The sequence below is a fragment of the Xanthomonas sp. NCPPB 4467 genome (genome assembly GCF_041475665.2).
GTDB classification, from domain to species: Bacteria; Pseudomonadota; Gammaproteobacteria; order Xanthomonadales; family Xanthomonadaceae; genus Xanthomonas; species Xanthomonas dyei.
In genome coordinates, this window is record NZ_CM191260.1 from 3,906,134 (window position 1) to 3,925,977 (window position 19,844).

Sequence of the window (19,844 nt, forward strand, 5' to 3'; positions counted from 1 at the left end):
CGCTATGCCGCTCTAGCCTAGGCGCGCACCCGACCGATCCCCCGCTCACGCATCGCGCGTCCCGTAACCGGCGCCAGATCACCGAACCGCCCGGCTGGCCTGCCTATACTCAACTCTCCAGAAGATCCGACTCCCCGCCGGCGCCAGCCAAGGAGGCCGCATGTCTCGTCTCATCGCCCTATTTTTGCTCGCGGTGTCGCTGGCAACACTGAGCACGGTCTCAGTCGCGGCCCCGATCGTCTACGGCGTCAACGCCCACGACAATCGCCCCGGCTACCCCATGAACCAGGCCGAGGCACGCTTCAAATTGCTGGCCGCGCGCAATCTGCGCAGCTACCGCTTCGATGTGGATCCGCGCGATTACGCAACGCTGGATGCGCTGGTCCCACTGGCGCGTCAGTACGGCATCACGCTACGCCCGATGGTCTACCCGATGTCGCGCGAGATCGGTTACCAACTGGCACGTCGCTATGCGGCCGACATCAAGGTCTGGGAGATCGGCAACGAACAGGACCTGGTGCGCGCCGACGCCGATGCCCGCATCGCCGCGATGACCACCATGTATCTGGGCATGCGCCAGGCCTCCAATGAACTAGGCGCGGGCCTGCGCTTCACCATCAACATCACCGCCTGCAACAGCGACGACCGCAGCGCCAACGCGCGTTGCCCGGGCGACCGCAATGGCTCGCTCTGGTTTCTTGCCAAGGCCAAGGCCGCCGGCTTCGACTTCGACCACATCAGCTTCCACTACTACGCCTTCCACCACGATGCCGGCTACTGGACGGACTTGTACCTTGGCCAGCTGCGCACGGCTGCGCAGACCTACAACACGCCGGTGTTCTTCAACGAGCTGAACTGCGCCGAGGTCTACACCGGCAACACCAGCGGAGGCGCGGAAGGCGACCGCGGCTGCTACGACAGCCTGGCGCAGCTGCTGCGCAACGTGCGCGCCAACTATGCCGACGTCGTGTCCGAGATCAATGTCTACGAGTTGCTGGACCAGAGCACCATCCAGGGCGCAGAAGGCCATTTCGGCCTGATGTACGACCTGACGCGACCCAAGCCGACTCTTGAGTTGCTCACCCGCTTTGCGCAACCGCCGGCCACCGCAGCGATGGCCGGCGCGCCGGATTACTGACCGGAATACCCGTTGGTGATGGGGTAACGCCGCTCGCGACCGAACGCGCGCCGCGAGACCTTCGGCCCGGGCGCGGCCTGATGGCGCTTCCATTCGTTGATCCGCACCAGGCGCAGCACGTGTTCGACAGTGTCGGCGGCATAACCGGCGGAGACGATCTCATCGCGCGACTGCTCCTGGTCGACATAGCGGTATAGGATGCCGTCCAGCACATCGTAGGGCGGCAGCGAATCCTGGTCGGTCTGGTTGTCGCGCAGCTCGGCCGACGGCGGGCGCGAGATCACCGCCGGTGGAATGACCGGCGCACCGCCGACGGTATTGCGCCATTTCGCCAGGCCGAATACTTCGGTCTTGTAGAGATCCTTCAGCGGCGCGTAGCCACCGCACATGTCGCCGTAAATGGTGGCGTAGCCCACTGCGTATTCGCTCTTGTTGCCAGTGGTCAGCAGCAGCCCACCGAATTTGTTGGACAGCGCCATCAGGATCACACCACGGCTGCGCGACTGCAGATTCTCTTCGGTGACATCCGGCTGGGTACCTTCGAACATCGGCCCCAGCGCGGCGAGCAAGCCTTCGAAGGCCGGCTCGATCGCGATGGTTTCTAGCTTCACGCCCATCGCACGGCATTGCTCCTCGGCCAGATCGTTGGACAGACCGGCGGTGTAGCGCGACGGCAGCCGAACCGCGGTGACGTTATCGCCACCCAGCGCATCGACCGCCATCGCCAGCACCAGCGCCGAATCGATGCCGCCGGACAGGCCCAGCCACACCTTGCTGAAGCCGTTCTTGCGGCAATAATCCTGCAGGCCACGCACCACCGCGCGCCAGGCGAGCGCGTCCATGCTCTCGTCGCCATCGTCCACCCAGACCACCGGAGTGAAGCGGCGTTCGCCGGCGGCGTAGTCCACCACCAGCCATTGATCGACAAAGGCGGCAGCGGCCGGATGCACGGTGCCGTCGCCATCGGCCACCACCGACGCGCCGTCGAACACCAGCGCATCCTGGCCGCCGACCACGTTGAGATACGCAATCGCCGCCCCGCTCTCGCGCGTGCGCTCGGCCAATAGCGCATCGCGCTGCGCGTGCTTGCCGCGCTCGTACGGCGAGGCATTGGGGACCAGCACCAGCTCGGCGCCGGCATGCACCGTCTTGGCCAGCGGCTCGGCGAACCACAGGTCTTCGCAGATCACCACGCCCACCTGCACGCCTTTGACCGTGACCACGCAATTGTCGCCATCCGGATCCACATCGAAATAACGACGCTCGTCGAACACCGCGTAGTTGGGCAGTTCGCGCTTGCGGTAGGTCGCTTCGATGCGGCCATCGCGCAACACGCTGGCCGCGTTGTAGACCACGCTGCCGGCACTCTGCGGCCAGCCGACCACCGCGACGATGCCGCGCGCACTCGCCGCGATGCGCGTGAGTGCCTGCTCGCAGTGCGCCAGAAATCCGGGACGCAGCAGCAGATCTTCCGGCGGGTAGCCGCTGATCGCCAGTTCGGGAAACAGCACGATATCCGCCTCGAACTCATCGCGTGCCGTGGCCATGAACTCGATGATGCGATCGGTATTTTTTGCCACCGCCCCAACCGGGAAGTCGAACTGGGCCATGGCGATGCGGAGGGTCTGGGACATATCGGCAGCCTTTTGCGGTTCCTACCGAACACCGGAAGGAGGAAGTGAAGAACGAGCGACGCACAGACGTTGCGCAATCGCGTCGCACACAGCGTCGGTGCGCGCCAGTACCGCATTATTCCAGAAGCGCAGCAGCTGGAAGCCCTCGCGCTGCAGGAAGGCGTCGCGTATTGCATCGGAACAAGCGTTCAGATGCTGGCTGCCATCAAGTTCGACGATCAATGCCCAGTCCAGGCAGGCGAAATCGGCGATGTACGGCCCGACCGGACACTGCCTGCGAAACTTGAAGCCCAGCAAGCGCCGATCACGCAGGCGGTACCACAGCAAACGCTCGGCGGCAGTCATCTGGCGCCGCAAGGTTTTCGCGAATCGGATTTTTTCGCCAGCGCGCATTGGATGCATCGGGTTTTTGTCAGATCACAGCGTGTTATGGAACTGCCCGTGCCAGCGATCGGTTGCGATCGATTTGGGGTGTAGGGGAAAGCCGCCCTCACCCCTACCCCCTCTCCCGCAAGCGGGAGAGGGGAAATCCAAGGCACCAAGCTAAAGTAGTCCGGCCCTGCTGCTCCTGCTCCTGCTCCTGCTCCTGCTCCTGCTCCTGCTCCTGCTCCTGCTCCTGCTCCTGCTCCTGCTCCTGCTCCTGCTCCTGCTCCTGCTCCTGCTCCTGCTCCTGCTCCCGCTCCCGCTCCGGCCATCTATCAGCCACGCAACTGTGTGCGTCACTCCCTTCTCCCGCATGCGGGAGAAGGTGCCCGAAGGGCGGATGAGGGAAGCACTACCGAGCCATAAAAAAGGCCACCCGAAGGTGGCCTCTCTCAACTCGCAGACTTGCGCGCAGCGAGTACTTACTTCACCAGCGCAGCAATCGCCGCACCCAGATCGCCCGGCGAACGGACGGTCTTGACGCCAGCGGCTTCCATCGCCGCGAACTTGCCTTCGGCGGTGCCCTTGCCGCCCGATGCGATCGCACCGGCGTGGCCCATGCGCTTGCCGGCCGGAGCCGACGCACCGGCGATGAAGCCGACCACCGGCTTCTTCACGAACTGCTTGATGTACTCGGCGCCAGCTTCCTCGGCGTCGCCGCCGATCTCGCCGACCATGATGATGCCTTCGGTCTGCGGGTCTTCGTTGAACAGCTTGAGGCAGTCGACGAAGTTCAGACCGTTGATCGGGTCGCCGCCGATGCCAATGCAGGTGCTCTGGCCCAGGCCCACTTCGGTGGTCTGCTTGACCGCTTCATAGGTCAGGGTGCCCGAACGCGACACGATGCCGATCTTGCCCGGCTTGTGGATGTGGCCCGGCATGATGCCGATCTTGCACTCGCCCGGGGTGATCACGCCGGGGCAGTTCGGCCCGATCAGCACGGTGTCCGGATGCGAGCGGGTCAGCACGTTCTTGACGCGCAGCATGTCCAGCACCGGGATGCCTTCGGTGATGCAGACGATGACCTTGATGCCGGCCGCAGCCGCTTCCAGGATCGCGTCGGCCGCATACGGCGGCGGCACGTAGATCACCGACGCATCGGCGCCGGTGCTCTGCACGGCGTCGGCCACGGTGTTGAACACCGGCAGGTCGATATGCGTGGTGCCGCCCTTGCCGGGGGTCACGCCGCCGACGACCTGGGTGCCGTACTCGATCATCTGAGTGGCGTGGAAGGTGCCCTGCTGGCCGGTGAAGCCCTGCACGATCACCTTGGTGTTCTTGTTAATCAAAACGGACATGGATAGTTCCTTCGGTGTCGTGAATCAGGCGGCGTTCTTGACAGCTTCAACGACCTTCTTGGCACCGTCGTTGATGTTGTCGGCCGGGATGATGGCCATGCCGCTGTCGCGCAACAGCTGCTTGCCTTCTTCCACGTTGGTGCCTTCCAGGCGCACCACGACCGGAACCTTGACGCCCACTTCCTTGACCGCCGCAATGATGCCTTCGGCAATCATGTCGCAGCGGACGATGCCGCCGAAGATGTTGACGAAGATGCCTTCGACCTTGTCCGAGGACAGGATCAGCTTGAACGCCTCGATCACGCGCTGCTTGTTCGCACCGCCGCCCACGTCCAGGAAGTTCGCCGGCTCGCCGCCATTGAGCTTGATGACGTCCATGGTGGCCATGGCCAGGCCTGCGCCGTTGACCATGCAACCGATGTTGCCGTCCATGGTGACGTAGTTGATGTCCAGCTCCGACGCGGTCACTTCGGTCTCGTCTTCCTGCGTCTTGTCGCGCATGGCGATCAGCTGCTTCTGACGGAATGCGGCGTTGTCGTCGCTGTCGAACTTGCCGTCCAGCGCGTACAGGTTGCCGTCGTCCAGGATCGCCAGCGGGTTGATCTCAACCAGCGCCAGGTCCTTTTCGTTGAACAGCTTGTACAGGTTGATCATGATGCTGGCGAACTGGCCGGCCTGCTTGGCGTTGAGGCCGAGCTTGAAGCCGAAATCGCGACCGTGGTAGCCCTGCACACCTTCGACGAAATCGACGTTGAGCGCGTGGATCAGCTCCGGCGTTTCGGCAGCGACCTGCTCGATCTCCACGCCGCCTTCGGACGAGGCGATGTAGGTGATGGTCTTGGTGCCGCGGTCGACCAGGATCGACAGGTACAGCTCCTTGACGATCTCGCCGGCGGTGGTCACCAGCACCAGGTTGATCGGCAGCTCGACGCCGGCGGTCTGGTAGGTCGACATCTTGGTGCCGAGCATCTTGGCCGCTGCGGCCTTCACATCGTCGTTGGTCTTGCAGAACTTGACGCCGCCAGCCTTGCCGCGGCCGCCCGCGTGGATCTGCGCTTTCACCATCCAGGGGCCCTTGCCCAGGGAATTGGCGACTTCAACCGCTTCGTCCGGGGTCGCCGCGACCTTGCCGGCCGGAACGGGGATGCCGTACTCGGCAAGCAGCTGTTTTGACTGGTATTCGTGGAAATTCATGCGTCACCGTGGGAAAAGGAAACGACCGCTGCGTGCAACGCAGACCGCCGGGGCGGCACGTCGAAAGACGCGAACGGGCCGCCTATTGTGGCCGACCACGCCGTGCGGCGCAAAATTCGCCGGCATTGCCCGTCCGATCGCCGCGCTTGCGCGCCGCCCGACAATGTGCGCACGCGCTGTGCCCAGGACCGCACCTGCCTATACTCGCGGCTTGTTACGGCGGGGAATCGGCTTGACCTCCATTGCATCGCTCATCGCCCGGGTGCAGTCCGCGCCGCAGCGCGAGCTGTACTTCTTTTCGTTGTACCGGGTGCTGGTGGCCGGGCTGATCGCCGCATTGGTGTTCAGTCCCCTGTCCGACGCCATTCCCGAGCCGCGCTACCCACGTCTGGCTGCCGGAGTGGCAATCGGCTACCTGTGCATGGCCATCCCGCTGTTGTTCTGGGGCCGCAGCGAACGCCGGCTGACTGCCACCGTGTTGTGCGCGGTGGTGGCCGACATCCTCGCCGCCACCCTGGCCACCCACGCCCTGCCCGGCGCCAGCGCCGGCATCGCGATGATGCTGCTATTCAATGTCGCCGCCGCCTCGATTCTGCTGCGGCTGCGCTACGGCATGAGCGTGGCGGTGCTCGCCAGCATCGCCATCGTGCTCGAATATCTATGGACGCTGCTCGAAGGCGGCGCCACCCGCCCGCTGGCCGAGCTGGCGATGTTTGCCACCAGCTACGTGGCGGTGGCCTACATCTGCCAGCAGATCGCCGCGCGCGCGCGCAGCAACCAGGTGCTGGCCGAAGAACGCGGCGCGCAGGTCGCCAATCTGTACGAGATCAACGAGCTGATCATCCGGCGCATGCGCACCGGCGTGCTGGTGGTCGACACGCATAACCGCATCACCCTGGCCAACGAAGCGGCACTGGCACTGCTTGGCGATGGCGACCAACGCAATGCGCCGGCGGATCTGTCGCTGGCCGCGCTCACCCCGGAACTGGCGCGCAGACTGCAGCGCTGGCGCAGCGGCTGGCGACAGGAAGAAGCGCCGCTGCAACTCGGTGCCGACCGTCCGGAAGTGCAGCCGCGCTTCGTGCGCCTGCTCGCCGACAGCGACCTGGTGTTGGTGTTTCTGGACGATGCCACGGTGGTCTCGCGCCGCGCCGAGTCGCTGACCTTGTCGGCGATGGGGCGGTTTTCGGCCAGCCTGGCCCACGAGATCCGCAACCCGCTGGCCGCGATCAGCTACGCCTCGCAATTGCTGGAAGAATCCCCCGACATCGGCGATGCCGACCGCCGCCTGCTGCAGATCATCCATCAGCAGTGCCAGCGCACCAACGGCATCGTCGAAAGCGTGCTCGGCCTGGCCCGCCGTGAACGCGCCAGCCCGGAAAACCTGGATCTGGCCGCGTTCGTGCGTCGCTTCGTGGTCGAATATCGGCAGACCCTGTCGATGGAAACCGACATCCTGGAGGCCAGCATCCAAGGCAGCTCGGTACACGCCCTGGTCGACCCCAAGCACCTGTATCAAATTCTCACCGCCCTGGTCCATAACGCGCTCAAGTACGGCCGCGTCATGGACGAACCGGCTCGGGTAAAACTGCGCGTGGAGCGGCAGGAGCGCATGGCGGTGATCGATGTCGTCGATCGTGGCCCCGGCATCCCCGAGACGGTGGCCGCGCAACTGTTCCGCCCGTTCTACACCACCTCCGAACACGGCACCGGACTCGGCCTGTACATCGCCCAGGAGCTGTGCCGCGCCAACCAGGCGCAACTGGACTATGTGCCGGTTCCCGGTGGTGGGGCGTGTTTCCGGATTGCCTTGCAGGGCCCCAACACCTTGCAGGGTAAGAGCAGCTAACAGAAGGACTGTGCAACCGCCGGGCGGGAGCGGCCGATGCTCGACGTCGGCATGCACCTCCAGTACGTCCCGTTTTCCTCCGCGCCTTCCGCGCCCACCTGACGTGCTCGCTATGTTTTTTGAGCCGCTCCAAGTGAGTTTGCCGATTCGGGCGTTTCGCGATTGCGTGTGTGGGCAGGGTTGGTTCGCCGCTGCTGTAGTGCGCGTGGGCATGCGTCCGAGATGCGGCGACGTCCACGCTGTAGTTTGGTCTAAGGCTGATGCTTTCGAGAACAGCATACCGATGCTAAAACGCTTGAAAACGGCTGAAAAAGCATGTTTCACTCTCAGAAAAGGCCGCATGCAAATAAGATCGCATGTGCCAAGGAAGCGCGCCGAGGCCTTGATTGCCATCCGACAACGCGGGCCCGCGTTCCGACAGCCCCTTCGAACAGCCTCGCCGCGCCATCGGTGCAGGCAATTGTCGATTGTCATCACGCTGGGCTATCGTGCGCAGCATGAGCGAACCCAAAAGTGCCCTGGTTGTCGATGACGAGCGTGATATCCGCGAGTTGCTTGTTCTCACCCTGGGCCGCATGGGCCTGCGCATCAGCACCGCCGCCAACCTGGCCGAAGCGCGCGAGCTGCTGGCCAGCAACCCCTACGACCTGTGCCTGACCGACATGCGGCTGCCCGACGGCAACGGCATCGAACTGGTTACCGAAATCGCAAAGCACTATCCGCAAACGCCGGTCGCCATGATCACCGCGTTCGGCAGCATGGATCTGGCGGTGGAGGCCTTGAAGGCCGGCGCCTTCGACTTCGTCAGCAAGCCGGTGGACATCAGTGTGCTGCGCGGCCTGGTAAAGCACGCGCTGGAACTGAACAACCGCGACCGCCCTGCACCGCCCGCGCCGCCGCCCGAACAAGCCAGCCGTCTGCTCGGCGATTCGACCGCAATGGAGAGCCTGCGCGCCACCATCGGCAAGGTCGCGCGCAGCCAGGCGCCGGTGTATATCGTCGGCGAATCCGGCGTGGGCAAGGAGCTGGTGGCACGCACCATCCACGAGCAAGGCGCCCGCGCCGCCGGCCCGTTCGTGCCGGTGAACTGCGGCGCCATCCCCGCCGAACTGATGGAAAGCGAGTTCTTCGGCCACAAAAAGGGCAGCTTCACCGGGGCGCATGCCGACAAACCCGGCCTGTTCCAGGCCGCGCACGGCGGCACGCTGTTTCTGGACGAAGTGGCCGAGCTGCCGCTGCAGATGCAGGTCAAATTGCTGCGCGCGATCCAGGAAAAATCGGTGCGCCCGGTCGGCGCCTCCGGCGAAACGCTGGTGGACGTGCGCATCCTCTCGGCCACGCACAAGGACCTGGGCGACCTGGTCTCCGACGGCCGCTTCCGGCATGACCTTTACTACCGCATCAACGTGATCGAACTGCGCGTGCCGCCGCTGCGCGAGCGCAGTGGCGACCTGCCGCAACTGGCCGCCGCCATCATCGCGCGCCTGGCGCGCAGCCACGGCCGGCCGATTCCACTGCTGACCCAATCAGCCCTGGACGCGCTGAATACTTACGGCTTTCCGGGCAACGTCCGCGAGCTGGAAAACATCCTCGAACGCGCCCTGGCCCTGGCCGAAGACGACCAGATCAGCGCCACCGACCTGCGCCTACCCGCTCACGGCGGCCACCGCCTAGCCGCGACGCCCGGCAGCGCAGCGGTCGAACCGCGCGAAGCCGTGGTGGATATCGACCCCGCGTCGTCCGCCCTGCCCTCCTACATCGAGCAGCTCGAGCGCGCCGCGATCCAGAAGGCACTGGAAGAAAACCGCTGGAACAAGACCAAAACCGCCGCGCAGCTGGGCATTACCTTTCGGGCGCTGCGTTACAAGCTCAAGAAGTTGGGGATGGAGTAGAGAGGCCGGGATTGGGGATTGGGGATTGGGGATTGGGGGGATCGGGATCGGGATCGGGATCGGGATCGGGATCGGGATCGGGAAAACGTAGCAGCTTCGATTACTCTCGCGGAGCCGAAGCTGAGTCGATATCAGCACGCGCATGGCTCGCCTTCGATTCCCTAATTCCCAATCCGACTCCCCGCCGCTCGGCCCTTTACATCCACGCACCAAACTGCCCGAGGACGGCCCAAGGCAGCACCAACCCGCAACACAAACTACGCTAAAGACCCTTCTCCCGCCTGCGGGAGAAGGTGCCCGAAGGGCGGATGAGGGCGCTCAGTCCTTGGTCACCCGATTGATCTCCGCCAGGCTGGTTACCCCATGCGAAGCCTTCATCAACGCCGACTGGCGCAGATCGCGGATACCTACCCTCTGTGCGGCCTCGGCAATCTGCATCGCATTGCCGCCTTCCAGCACGATCGCGCCGATCTCGTCGGTCATCGGCATGACCTGATAGATACCTGTACGACCCTTGTACCCCTCGGTACACTCATCGCAGCCCACCGCCTCATACAGCTCGATGTTCGCGATCTGCTCGGGCGTGAAGCCTTCCGCCAGCAGCGCATGCTCCGGCAGCGTCGACTTGCGCTTGCAGTTGTTGCACAGCCGCCGCGCCAGACGCTGCGCGATCACCAGCGTGACCGACGAGGTGATGTTGTAAGGCGCAATGCCCATATTCATCAGACGCGCGATGGTCTGCGGCGCATCGTTGGTATGCAGCGTCGACAGCACCATATGGCCGGTCTGCGCCGCCTTGATCGCGATCTCGGCTGTCTCAAGGTCGCGGATTTCGCCGACCATGATGATGTCCGGATCCTGGCGCAGGAACGAGCGCAGCGCCGCCGCAAACGTCATGCCGCGCTTGACGTTCTGCTGCACCTGATTCACGCCGGGCAAGCGGATTTCGACCGGATCCTCGGCCGTGGAAATATTGCGCGTCTCGTCGTTGAGGATGCCTAGCGCCGTATACAACGACACCGTCTTGCCCGAACCGGTCGGCCCGGTCACCAGCACCATGCCATAGGGCTTGTGGATCGCATCCAGGAACAGCTTCTGCTGGTCCGCCTCGTAGCCCAGCTTCTCGATCCCCAGCTTGGCTGCGCTGGCGTCCAGGATACGCAACACCACCTTCTCGCCGAACAGCGTCGGCAACGTGCTCACACGGAAGTCGATCTGCTTGGTCTTGGACAGGTTGAGCTTGATTCGCCCGTCCTGCGGCACCCGCTTTTCCGCGATATCCAGCTGCGACATCACCTTCAGGCGCGCCGCAATGCGCTGACTCAACTTCACCGGCGCCTTGGCCACGTTCTTCAGCAACCCATCGATGCGCAAGCGCACCCGATAGTCGTCTTCATACGGCTCGAAATGGATGTCGGAGGCGCCCCGCCGGATCGCATCCACCAGCACCTTGTTGACGAACTTCACCACCGGCGTGTCGTCCCCCTTGGCATCGACCCCGGAATCCCCGCCGGCGCCCATGTCCTCGTCCCCGGACGAGACGTCCAGATCCCCCATCTCGTCATCGTCGTTCCCCAACGACGAGCCAAGCGACGCATTGCTCGCCTGCCATTGTTCCAGAGCGCGCCGGATCTGGTCCTCGTCGACCAGGATAGGCTCGACCACCAGATTGGTATGGAACTTGATATCGTCCAGCGCCCGGGTCTGGGTCGGGTTGCTCACCCCCACGAACAACCGGTTGCCGCGCTTGAACAGCGGCAGCACTTGGTACTTCTGGAGCAACTCCTCACTGACCAGCTTAACCGCGTTCTGGCTAGCATCGAACACGGAAACGTCCATCAGGGGCATGCCGAACTCGACCGCATTTGCAGCGGCAAGCTGGGCTGCAGTGACCAGCTTCTTCTCTGCAAACCATTGTGGCAGTGGGACTCTTGCTGAAGCAGCTTGCTCCATGGCGGTGCGGGCCGCCGCTTCATCAAGTGCGCCATCCTGCACGAGCCGACGAGCTATGCCGGTTATGCCAACGAGATTGGCTGAGACCACTGCGTTCATAGCGGAAGACACCTAATGATCGTATCAACGCGAAAGATACTGTAGATCTGTGTGAAAGTGGGCGCTACGACCTCAATGGAGGCGCGCTCAAAACGACGCCTGCACTGCACGACTTCAGGCATTACCATAGTGGCCGGGCACTAGGGGCGTAGCCGTGGAAAATATCAGCATCATCATGCCGGCAAAAAACGAGGCTGCAGGACTCACTAAGACCTTGCCGAAGCTAAAAGCAAAACTGCCTTTGGCAGAAATCATTGTCGTTGACGATGGCTCTACTGACTTGACAGTGAAAATTGCTCAGGAGCATGGAGCAAGGGTCATCAGCAGCCCTTACTCAATGGGAAATGGCGCGGCAATCAAGCGCGGGGCTCGCTGCGCAAACGGAGCAATACTCGTCTTTATGGACGCAGACGGACAGCACGATCCGGACGATATAGAAAAATTGCTTACCAAACTCGAGCAAGGCTACGACATGGTAGTTGGAGCGCGAGATAGCCATGGACAGGCGAGCAGGCACCGAGGAATTGCAAATCGCTTTTATAATTGGCTAGCTAGCCGCATGACGGGATTTGAGATAAGAGATCTCACTTCTGGATTCCGAGTAGTTCGCGCAGAGAAGTTTCGAGAGTTTCTACACCTACTGCCTAACGGCTTCAGTTATCCAACCACTAGCACAATGGCTTTTTTTCGCAGCGCTTACCCCGTGGCTTACGTATCCATCCCTGTCGCAAAGCGCGTGGGCAACGGCAGCCATATACGCCCGCTGAAAGACGGCATACGCTTCCTGCTAATTATTTTTAAAATTTCCACCCTATACTCACCCCTAAAGCTATTTGCGCCTGTGGCAGTGTTTTTTTTCTTATTAGGCCTAGGATATTATGGCTACACTTTCGCAAGCACGCATCGATTCACCAACATGAGTGCATTACTACTCAGCGCCGCCGCCATCATCTTCCTTATTGGTCTTATTTCAGAACAGATTACGGCACTAACGTACAAGAAATAATGAGGATTTAAGAAATCACGGCAGGGCGACAAAAACACATCGGAATCGCAGATGAATTCCAAAATAGCAGCAAATAGTATCTGCGCCATCATCGTCACATTTAATCCGAAATGCAACCTTTATAGCCTCATCGAGACATTGTCGACCCAGTTTCCCATGATATTTATAGTGGATAATGGGTCCGGATCTTTTCCTGAGATTGAAGCCAGTGCCTCGCTGAAAGTTCGTCACAACAGGCGAAATTTAGGAATAGCCACTGCACTCAATCAAGGCATAGAGGATGCTTTGGAATCAGGATGCTCGTGGGGAGTCACCTTCGATCAAGATTGCGAACCTTCTTCGAACTTCCTTGACGAAATGCTGCGTTCCCGCGACAAAATAAGTGCGCGAGAATTTCTTCTCGGAGCTAATTATTACCACACACACCGCAATCGCGTTGCACACCCGCCACCCTACTGCGGTGTTGATCCATTCCCCAAAACAACTTTAATTACTTCAGGAATGCTCCTGCGCCTTGAGTTTGCAAAAGTAATTGGCGGGTTTCGAGATGATTACTTCATCGACTCTGTAGACCACGAATTCTGTCTACGCGCGTCATTACATGGGGCCAAGATAATGATTACAAGAACCCCACTAATGAAACATAAAATCGGGATGCCTCGCGCTGGCAATAGACTGACCCTAGCTTTCTCCTTATCGCATGAACCAATACGGAAGTATTATATTGCACGCAATACGATCTGGACGATACGACGCTACATCCTGAAAAATCCCGCCTGGTGTGTACGACAGACTGCACGCTTGATCGCGGAACTCGCAGGCGTCCTCTTTTTTGAGAAAAATCGCAAGGAAAAAATATCTTCCTTTGCGCGCGGATTGAAAGATGGAATACGCCGGTGGAAGAACACGTGAATCACCACTCACAAAAAGCGGATGATAAAAATCTTTTTGTAATAGGCGTACATACTTCGAGCGAAGCCTATCCCAACACCCTTTATATACTAGAAAAATTACGCATTGATTTTAATCCGCATGAAATAAATATCCCTTTACTACCTGAAACCGGAGGCGCAATTAATTTGAGAGGCCGCCGATTAAGATCGACATTAAAGTTCATTACCACCCACGTGCGTGTACTATGGAGAGCATTAAGCCTACGACCCCGGCGATGCATATATGTACCCTATCCTAGTACGTTTTTACTTCTAGCATGGTCTTTTTTTCCCAAGCAACTACGCCCGTGCAGAATCATTGCCGACGCATTTATTTCAATCTACGATACCGTCATAAATGACCGCCAACTCGCAAGTCGAGATAGCTACATTTCCAAGCTATTAAAAAGTGCTGAGCGGCGAGCTTTCGGCACTGCCAACGTAATTATTGTAGATACGCCACAAAATGCAGAATTCTACGCCAAGACGTTCCATCTTCCACTTCAATTATTCAGGCCCATTCCACTATCGACCAACGAAAAAGATTACCTAAAAGCCCCGCCATCAAAAAAAAAGACCTTGAATGTCCTCTTTGTAGGGACACTTATACCTCTGCATGGAATCGAAGTGATCTTGGCAGCCGCGGAGCTACTAAGCTATCGAGAAGATATAGTTTTCACAATTGTTGGGGATGGACAGGAAGCCTGCGCAGTGGAAAACTCGATCATCAATGGAACTTCCAACTTGATATGGCAACGCAAGTGGATGCCTCCCGAAAAATTAGCCGAGTACATCATTGATTCAAGCATTTGCCTAGGTATCTTTGGCAGCACTTCAAAAGCTGATCGCGTATGCCCCTACAAAATTTATGCGTATGCTAGTGTCGGACGCCCGGTCATCACTAGAAATTCTTCTTGGCTGAAACAGGCAACACAGGACTACGGGCAGCCTCCTTTTCTCGGAATACCTCCTGGCGATCCCGCGATACTTGCGGATACCATCGTACGCTTGGCAGACAACACTACGCTTCAAGAGCAGATGGCTGAAGCATCCAACCGCTTCTACGCAGACTGTTTATCCAATCAAAAAGCCTACTCCCAATTCCGAGAGTGCTTGATGGAAAGTGCCGGAACATGCTGACTCCCACAGTCATCGGCTTGACGCTTCACCACCGCAATGCTGCACTAACAGCAGCGTGTATCAATTCACTTCTTTCACACAATGCTCATCACGTCCTTGTCGTGGACAATAGTGCTGACGGGGGGCACAGCGCTGATTCTCTATACGTCATGACAACAAAGAAACATCGAGTAAGCATCGTCTCACCTGAATACAATCTCGGCTTTGCGGCCGGAGTAAACAAAGGTCTTGCAGAAATCGCTGCAAGGTTCCCAGACAGCCAAGTTCTCCTCATAAACAACGATGCTATTTTGCTCCCGGGTGCTCTGCATCTACTTTGCTCCCAGCTGCTACTCAATCCTGAGGCGATGCTTGTTTACCCTAACATCGACCACGGGGGGTGGGTTAGAGGCACCGTTTACTATCACCGCCTAACAGGCTTGATCACTGATAAGAAGTTACCTGGATCATTCTCGTACCCAAGCGGATGTTGCATTCTAATAAATTTGATTAGAACTGGAACCAGTTTGTTTGACGAAGACTTTTTCATGTACGGCGAAGACGTCGAGCTCGGGGCGCGCCTTGGATCTATTCCGGGTGCAATGATTCATGTACCGAGCTTACTAGTACGACATGAGGGCTCTGCCAGTAGCGGCATGGCCACGCGATTCTACGAAACGAGGATCGCAAAAGCACACATCATGTTGATAAGCAAGTTGAGCAAAAATGGAATCGACAGGGTTATGATGACGATTGGCAGGCTACTAATTCTGCCAACGAGAGCGTTGATTCGCTGCATTCGATACAGAAGCACCATGCCATTGAAAGCGCTTTATCACGCTTTGGTCGATGCCTGACACTATTGCCGTTGTGCGAGGATAGGGCTGAGTTTGTCCCAGACCTGATCGACCTTCAACGCATCAAGGCAGGGAAATGGCGCTCCGTCGGCAATAGAAAATCTGCAGTTCCAGTCACAGCGAAAGCAGGACATGATCTCAACTGCCATTGTCGGCGCAATCGGAAACACCGGATTATCCCGATGCGGATAAGGCAGACAATGCCCATAGGTTGCACCATTCATAGCCACGACACTTGGCACACGGCATGCTGCAGCGATATGAATAGCTGCAGAGTCATTCCCCAGCACCGCTACGCTATCCCGGATACAAGCCTGCAGTTCACTGAGTGAGTTTCGTCCGGCCAGGCTCGTTGTGCGCTCTCCGAGTTCGGCACACATTGCATCTATCCATACCGCCTCGGCAGGAGAGCCTACTAAGACATAGGAAAGGTCCGGATACTCCACCATGGCCCGGTTCGCAATCGCCACAAAGCGGCTTAATGGCCAAGTCTTTTCGGGTCTACTTGCCCCTGGAGAAATCACAAGATAAGGAGTCTTCGGATTTTTCAAATGCAGCTTACCCCTTGGCAAAGGGACCGGCTCACTAGGCGGCGAAATACCTGCGGCTGCAATCAGCAGAGCATGCCGCTCCGATCGATGAATATCTGAGGGGCACCGGACAACATTCGTATAATGGCGCCTTGCCATTCTGCCATCTATCGCTGCTCTATCGGAATATTCGTCCTGATAGCAAAAGGACTTTGATGCAGCCACTGACTTCATGCAGGCATCATGGACTATTCCGTCACGCGGGTGAGCGGCACATATCGCAATGCAAGCCTGTAATCGACGTAAGCCGCGTAGCATCCCGACTCTATATCTAAGGTCGTGCGTAAGCTTATACACATCGACATCAATGGTCTGATCAGGATGCAGATCGTCGGCCACCAGTTCCTTCCATGTGGCATTGCAGACCAAGACAGTCTTAAGATTTTCGCGGCGCCACTGGTCAAAGCATGCGCGAATGTAAGGCCTGCATAGCTCATAATCTCCGAGCAACTGAGCACAAACGAATACCGCAGAATGGCCCGAAACAGGGGGCGGCAATCGCAGAGCCACCGCATCAAATACAGCATAGACTACCCATTCGACCAGCCTCTTACATCGCTTCAACTGAAGGCGGAAATGCTGTCGAAATGTAAATCTAGCGACGCGCAATGACTTCCAGCTCCCAATCAAAAGACTTTGGTAATGGACGAAGATCTCCGAGCATATAAACCACAAGATGGATCCATCGATTCAATGACCACCGAAAACGGTTCAGCATGCGGAGCATCATGCCCAAAGGATGCCTAAATGACCAGAAAAGCTCCGGCGGATTAATTTGCACGGAAATCCGATCAGATAAGAAGCCAACACCTTCTAAGACCTGTAGCATTGATCGCTCATTAAATGCTACAACGTGGGTGAAGTCACCGTGGCAGTGATAACCAGGGGCCAACGTATTGGCATTCGGAGTACGGATAGCGAGAAAGCCACCTGGCTTCAATCGCAGACGGAGGCCACGCAGCAGATCTAAAGCTTTATCACGTGGTACGTGCTCAATCACATGATGAAGCAGGATGACATCATAACTGTCTTTTTCTTCAGCTAAAAATTGAGCCAGCGAATTATTTTCGATCTTAATATCGCCCCCCAAACGCGAACGGGCAATTGAACACATTTCAGGAGATACATCGACTCCTGCGATGTCACGAAAACCCTCATTCTGAAGTATCGCCAACATGTACCCGTCGGCGCAACCAGCATCCAAGATGCTGATCTCGCGGGACATCTTTCGCATCCATGCAGGCAAGCGACTTTTATGACGTGCTTTCGCGAGAGCGGGATCAATGAAGTAAGCCTCAGAACCTGCCCGATAGTGGCGGGCGTAGCTGTTGAAGAGATCCTCGGGATTTGTCATTTCCAATTCATCCTGTAAGCAACACTACCCTGCATCATAGCCACTGCCGTTATGCAAACCTTCAAGCGTTCCGACCTGACACGCGATGAAGTTGGCGACAGGCCTGGCAAGCATGGGGACATTTTATTTAACCAATGCCATGGCCATATCCAGATCCCCCTCACTTACGAGCTTTGACATTACCTGCTCCACAAATGCTAGCCGCTGCTTCGGTGGCGTCAACGCGATGGCCTTCCGGTACTCCTGCATAGCGAGCTCCTGGTTTTTGAGTCGAGCACGGGCAAAATCAGCGTAATAGAGGTGCAGCTCCTTGAGATCGGGACGCTGGCGAACAACCAGCTCACTCAATTCCTGCAAGCGAACATCCGACAAGGGAAGACCAGCAATTCGCTCAGATATCAGCGTACCGTATGCGCTCTGCTCTTGAGCTCCCATACTGCGTTCTGCGAATTTTTTCATTAGCGCCTGCCACCACTCATCCGGCACAGGTTGTCCCGTCTTTGCATGCACAATGATCATTGCCTGCATTGGTAGCGGCGAAGCAAACCTCATTTCAGATGCTCGCATGAGGTGCATCATGCCCAAGCCATAGGCGATGGAACCCGCGTCTCCGCCCGAGTTCCGAATCATTAGTACGCCGAGCGTGTAAGCGGCACGCGGCGATTCTGGTGCGTCCTTGGCGAAGCTGTTCGCGAGAACGATCGGATTTGCCCAAGTGAGAGCGCGTATCGTCGTCGCAGTTCCCAGCAAGATCAGAACTGCCGTAACGAGCGCCGTCAATACAGAAGCAGATATCCGCGCCGAGACCAGGCGCACAATATCGCAAACAGCAATCACGACTCCCAGTAGCGCAATGTAATTCCTATGCTCAAAAGCCAAGTCCAAAGCGATGAAACTACTTGTAAGGGAATGAGCAGCAAGAAAAAAGAAAACCCCAAACGCATACAATGGCCGAATTCGACGCAACATTACCGCAGAAGCTGCAAAAGTAAGCAAAAACAGTCCACCAAGCCACGTAGTAGACGGCATCAATAGCGACGACGAGGGCTCAATCCAGTCATAATAAAAAACCAACGACGAGGACGATGGCCAGAATATCTGACCCAAGTACATTGGCAATATGCGTAACTGAGTAAGCCCCTTTTCCAGCATGCTGAAATTGCGACCAACATATGCTGCTTCAGCGCTTGGAATAGCCCACAGCATAACCAGCAGTGTCACAATTCCAGCAAGGCTGTAAAAAACAAGAAGCAGTTGCCTATCGCGAGGCTGACCTGCAGAGAATCGCAAGATACATAGCTCTAGCCCGAGCGTGTATAGCGGCGCTAAAGCTGCACTCTCTTTGCACAATAGGCCTGCACCTGCAGCTAGCGAAGACAACAGGATCCAAAACCAACCACGCTCGCCACGCAGCATTCTCGTGCGACCTTGCAAATACAGGATCAAGGCCGCCAAGACGAATCCAGCCGCCATTACCTCCATGCGCTGCACAGCGTACAGCACAGTAGAAACTTGGATCGGATGTATTGCCCAGATCAGGGCTGAGATCGCGGCAACTGTTTTAATGCGGCGACGCGCCACACCATCCCATACCCGCTCGAATAGCAACTGCAAAAAAAATAAAACTAGAATGGCATTGATGGCATGCAGTAGTAGATTAACCACCTTAAAACCGAGAGGATCAAGACCACCAAACCAATAGTTTAAGGCAAAACTGAATGTCACTAGTGGGCGCGAGATGGGACCGCCGTATGCTAGCAAAGCCATCTTGATAGAAGGCATGTCCCACTGCTGCAAATGTACTTTTTGATTGAATACTATGTTTCCATAGTCATCAAAAATGAAGCCACCATGCACACCAGCCCACATCAGCAATACAGGCAGCGAAGCTATAACAAATGCAACACTCAGGTTATGCCAACCAGCCTTATTGATACCACGCATCTAGCCGCCTCTTTGGTACATCGAGTCCGCCCATCCATTCAAATACTTCGTCGCACACTTACCCTGAAACACATCCAGCAGGCAGGTAATTTGAAGCCATGTTGCCTTTGCATTGCCACGCGCCATTCCCATCACGATCCAACCGAATAGTTCGGTCCTGCACGCCGCTGCCTCCGTTCAGCACGCATGCAATTGCCTGCGTATTTCCGCTTGCTGAAGGCGCAGCCACTACAATGCTGGAGCAGCGGACAGTGATATTCCGGATGCCTATGCCATCCGGCGAATATTCCGAGCTCGGACGATCCCCTGCCACCAAGCCCTCATAGCCAGCCTTACCAATACTGATGTCGGCCAAGCCCGCCACCACCTGGCTGCGGCCAATATAAGCTATATATATGGGCATTGCGATGGCTGCCAGTATGGCGATGATAGCAACGACAATCATCAACTCGATTAAAGTAAATCCTGTAGATCGCCCCATTTCCCACTCCCCCGTAGTTAGGAATGTGCACACCACCAATGAACAACCCCGCCGAAGCGGGGTTGTATTTCACGCAATGAA

The 19,844-nt window shown here is 58.0% G+C and carries 16 protein-coding genes and 1 other RNA gene; 8 read left to right on the forward strand and 9 right to left on the reverse strand.

The genetic code is table 11. The annotated features are described in order from the left end of the window. The first annotated feature begins 160 nt into the window (after nucleotides 1–160). A complete protein-coding gene (locus ACCQ06_RS17060; RefSeq protein ID WP_316687847.1) occupies nucleotides 161–1,138 on the forward strand; it encodes a glycoside hydrolase family protein in 978 nt (325 codons plus the stop codon). Here the strand turns inward: ACCQ06_RS17060 and ACCQ06_RS17065 are convergent. The 4 genes from ACCQ06_RS17065 to sucC form a co-directional block, all read right to left on the reverse strand. Next, nucleotides 1,132–2,772, reverse strand: coding sequence for an NAD+ synthase (locus ACCQ06_RS17065; protein ID WP_316687849.1), 1,641 nt, complete (start codon nucleotides 2,770–2,772; stop codon nucleotides 1,132–1,134). The two genes, ACCQ06_RS17060 and ACCQ06_RS17065, sit on opposite strands and share 7 nt — an antisense overlap. Before the next feature lie 21 nt (nucleotides 2,773–2,793). Next, on the reverse strand, nucleotides 2,794–3,165 hold the full coding sequence (locus ACCQ06_RS17070) for an endonuclease domain-containing protein (RefSeq protein WP_316687851.1): 372 nt from the start codon (nucleotides 3,163–3,165) through the stop codon (nucleotides 2,794–2,796). A gap of 452 nt (nucleotides 3,166–3,617) precedes the next feature. Further along, nucleotides 3,618–4,493, reverse strand: coding sequence for a succinate--CoA ligase subunit alpha (sucD, locus tag ACCQ06_RS17075; RefSeq protein ID WP_011038208.1), 876 nt, complete (start codon nucleotides 4,491–4,493; stop codon nucleotides 3,618–3,620). 24 nt (nucleotides 4,494–4,517) lie between these two features. Further along, entirely contained in the window at nucleotides 4,518–5,687 is a 1,170-nt protein-coding gene (gene sucC, locus ACCQ06_RS17080) for an ADP-forming succinate--CoA ligase subunit beta (protein ID WP_316687910.1), read from the reverse strand. Nucleotides 5,688–5,919: 232 nt separating this feature from the next. Here sucC and ACCQ06_RS17085 point away from each other — a divergent pair, with 232 nt between their 5' ends. The 3 genes from ACCQ06_RS17085 to ACCQ06_RS17095 all read left to right on the forward strand — a co-directional run bounded on the left by ACCQ06_RS17085 (nucleotide 5,920) and on the right by ACCQ06_RS17095 (nucleotide 9,428). Next, nucleotides 5,920–7,536, forward strand: coding sequence for a sensor histidine kinase (locus ACCQ06_RS17085; protein ID WP_228325307.1), 1,617 nt, complete (start codon nucleotides 5,920–5,922; stop codon nucleotides 7,534–7,536). Between the two features lie 51 nt (nucleotides 7,537–7,587). Continuing rightward, a non-coding RNA gene (locus ACCQ06_RS17090) (sX9 sRNA) lies at nucleotides 7,588–7,662 on the forward strand. Between the two features lie 371 nt (nucleotides 7,663–8,033). Beyond that, nucleotides 8,034–9,428 (forward strand): sigma-54-dependent transcriptional regulator, encoded by a 1,395-nt coding sequence (locus ACCQ06_RS17095; protein WP_316692646.1) that lies wholly within the window; start codon nucleotides 8,034–8,036, stop codon nucleotides 9,426–9,428. A 318-nt stretch (nucleotides 9,429–9,746) separates the two neighbouring features. Here ACCQ06_RS17095 and pilB read toward each other — a convergent pair whose 3' ends face one another. After that, nucleotides 9,747–11,480: a type IV-A pilus assembly ATPase PilB gene (gene pilB, locus ACCQ06_RS17100; RefSeq protein WP_316687911.1), complete on the reverse strand. Its 1,734-nt coding sequence runs from the start codon at nucleotides 11,478–11,480 to the stop codon at nucleotides 9,747–9,749. 154 nt (nucleotides 11,481–11,634) lie between these two features. Here pilB and ACCQ06_RS17105 point away from each other — a divergent pair, with 154 nt between their 5' ends. From ACCQ06_RS17105 to ACCQ06_RS17120, 4 genes are read left to right on the forward strand one after another with little or no spacing between them, the layout of a single operon-like run. Further along, nucleotides 11,635–12,486, forward strand: a complete 852-nt coding sequence (locus ACCQ06_RS17105; RefSeq protein WP_316687912.1) for a glycosyltransferase family 2 protein — start codon at nucleotides 11,635–11,637, stop codon at nucleotides 12,484–12,486. A 51-nt stretch (nucleotides 12,487–12,537) separates the two neighbouring features. Then, nucleotides 12,538–13,398, forward strand: a complete 861-nt coding sequence (locus ACCQ06_RS17110) for a glycosyltransferase family 2 protein (protein WP_316687913.1) — start codon at nucleotides 12,538–12,540, stop codon at nucleotides 13,396–13,398. Further along, nucleotides 13,383–14,558 carry a glycosyltransferase gene (locus ACCQ06_RS17115; protein WP_316687914.1) on the forward strand — a complete coding sequence of 392 codons (1,176 nt, stop codon included), beginning with the start codon at nucleotides 13,383–13,385 and terminating at the stop codon, nucleotides 14,556–14,558. Before ACCQ06_RS17110 ends, ACCQ06_RS17115 begins: the two co-directional genes overlap by 16 nt. Further along, nucleotides 14,552–15,394: a glycosyltransferase gene (locus tag ACCQ06_RS17120; protein ID WP_316687915.1), complete on the forward strand. Its 843-nt coding sequence runs from the start codon at nucleotides 14,552–14,554 to the stop codon at nucleotides 15,392–15,394. The genes ACCQ06_RS17115 and ACCQ06_RS17120 overlap by 7 nt, the downstream gene beginning before the upstream one ends. Nucleotides 15,395–15,396: 2 nt before the next feature. Here ACCQ06_RS17120 and ACCQ06_RS17125 read toward each other — a convergent pair whose 3' ends face one another. The 4 genes from ACCQ06_RS17125 to ACCQ06_RS17140 form a co-directional block, all read right to left on the reverse strand. Continuing rightward, nucleotides 15,397–16,323, reverse strand: coding sequence for a glycosyltransferase family 9 protein (locus tag ACCQ06_RS17125; protein ID WP_316687916.1), 927 nt, complete (start codon nucleotides 16,321–16,323; stop codon nucleotides 15,397–15,399). 256 nt (nucleotides 16,324–16,579) lie between these two features. Continuing rightward, nucleotides 16,580–17,338 (reverse strand): class I SAM-dependent methyltransferase, encoded by a 759-nt coding sequence (locus ACCQ06_RS17130; protein WP_316687917.1) that lies wholly within the window; start codon nucleotides 17,336–17,338, stop codon nucleotides 16,580–16,582. Nucleotides 17,339–17,461: 123 nt separating this feature from the next. After that, entirely contained in the window at nucleotides 17,462–19,282 is a 1,821-nt protein-coding gene (locus ACCQ06_RS17135) for a hypothetical protein (protein ID WP_316687918.1), read from the reverse strand. A gap of 58 nt (nucleotides 19,283–19,340) precedes the next feature. Further along, the gene (locus ACCQ06_RS17140) at nucleotides 19,341–19,763 is read right to left on the reverse strand and encodes a pilin (RefSeq protein ID WP_316687919.1); all 423 of its coding nucleotides are present in this window, start codon (nucleotides 19,761–19,763) and stop codon (nucleotides 19,341–19,343) included. Nucleotides 19,764–19,844: the final 81 nt, after the last annotated feature.

Coding starts and splice junctions, on each gene's coding strand:
- ACCQ06_RS17110 (WP_316687913.1), top strand. CDS start 12,538: ATGAATTCCAAAATAGCAGCAAATAGTATCTGCGCCATCATCGTCACA.
- sucC (WP_316687910.1), bottom strand. CDS start 5,687: ATGAATTTCCACGAATACCAGTCAAAACAGCTGCTTGCCGAGTACGGC.
- sucD (WP_011038208.1), bottom strand. CDS start 4,493: ATGTCCGTTTTGATTAACAAGAACACCAAGGTGATCGTGCAGGGCTTC.
- ACCQ06_RS17065 (WP_316687849.1), bottom strand. CDS start 2,772: ATGTCCCAGACCCTCCGCATCGCCATGGCCCAGTTCGACTTCCCGGTT.
- ACCQ06_RS17135 (WP_316687918.1), bottom strand. CDS start 19,282: ATGCGTGGTATCAATAAGGCTGGTTGGCATAACCTGAGTGTTGCATTT.
- ACCQ06_RS17130 (WP_316687917.1), bottom strand. CDS start 17,338: ATGACAAATCCCGAGGATCTCTTCAACAGCTACGCCCGCCACTATCGG.
- ACCQ06_RS17120 (WP_316687915.1), top strand. CDS start 14,552: ATGCTGACTCCCACAGTCATCGGCTTGACGCTTCACCACCGCAATGCT.
- ACCQ06_RS17070 (WP_316687851.1), bottom strand. CDS start 3,165: ATGCGCGCTGGCGAAAAAATCCGATTCGCGAAAACCTTGCGGCGCCAG.
- ACCQ06_RS17140 (WP_316687919.1), bottom strand. CDS start 19,763: ATGGGGCGATCTACAGGATTTACTTTAATCGAGTTGATGATTGTCGTT.
- ACCQ06_RS17095 (WP_316692646.1), top strand. CDS start 8,034: ATGAGCGAACCCAAAAGTGCCCTGGTTGTCGATGACGAGCGTGATATC.
- ACCQ06_RS17060 (WP_316687847.1), top strand. CDS start 161: ATGTCTCGTCTCATCGCCCTATTTTTGCTCGCGGTGTCGCTGGCAACA.
- pilB (WP_316687911.1), bottom strand. CDS start 11,480: ATGAACGCAGTGGTCTCAGCCAATCTCGTTGGCATAACCGGCATAGCT.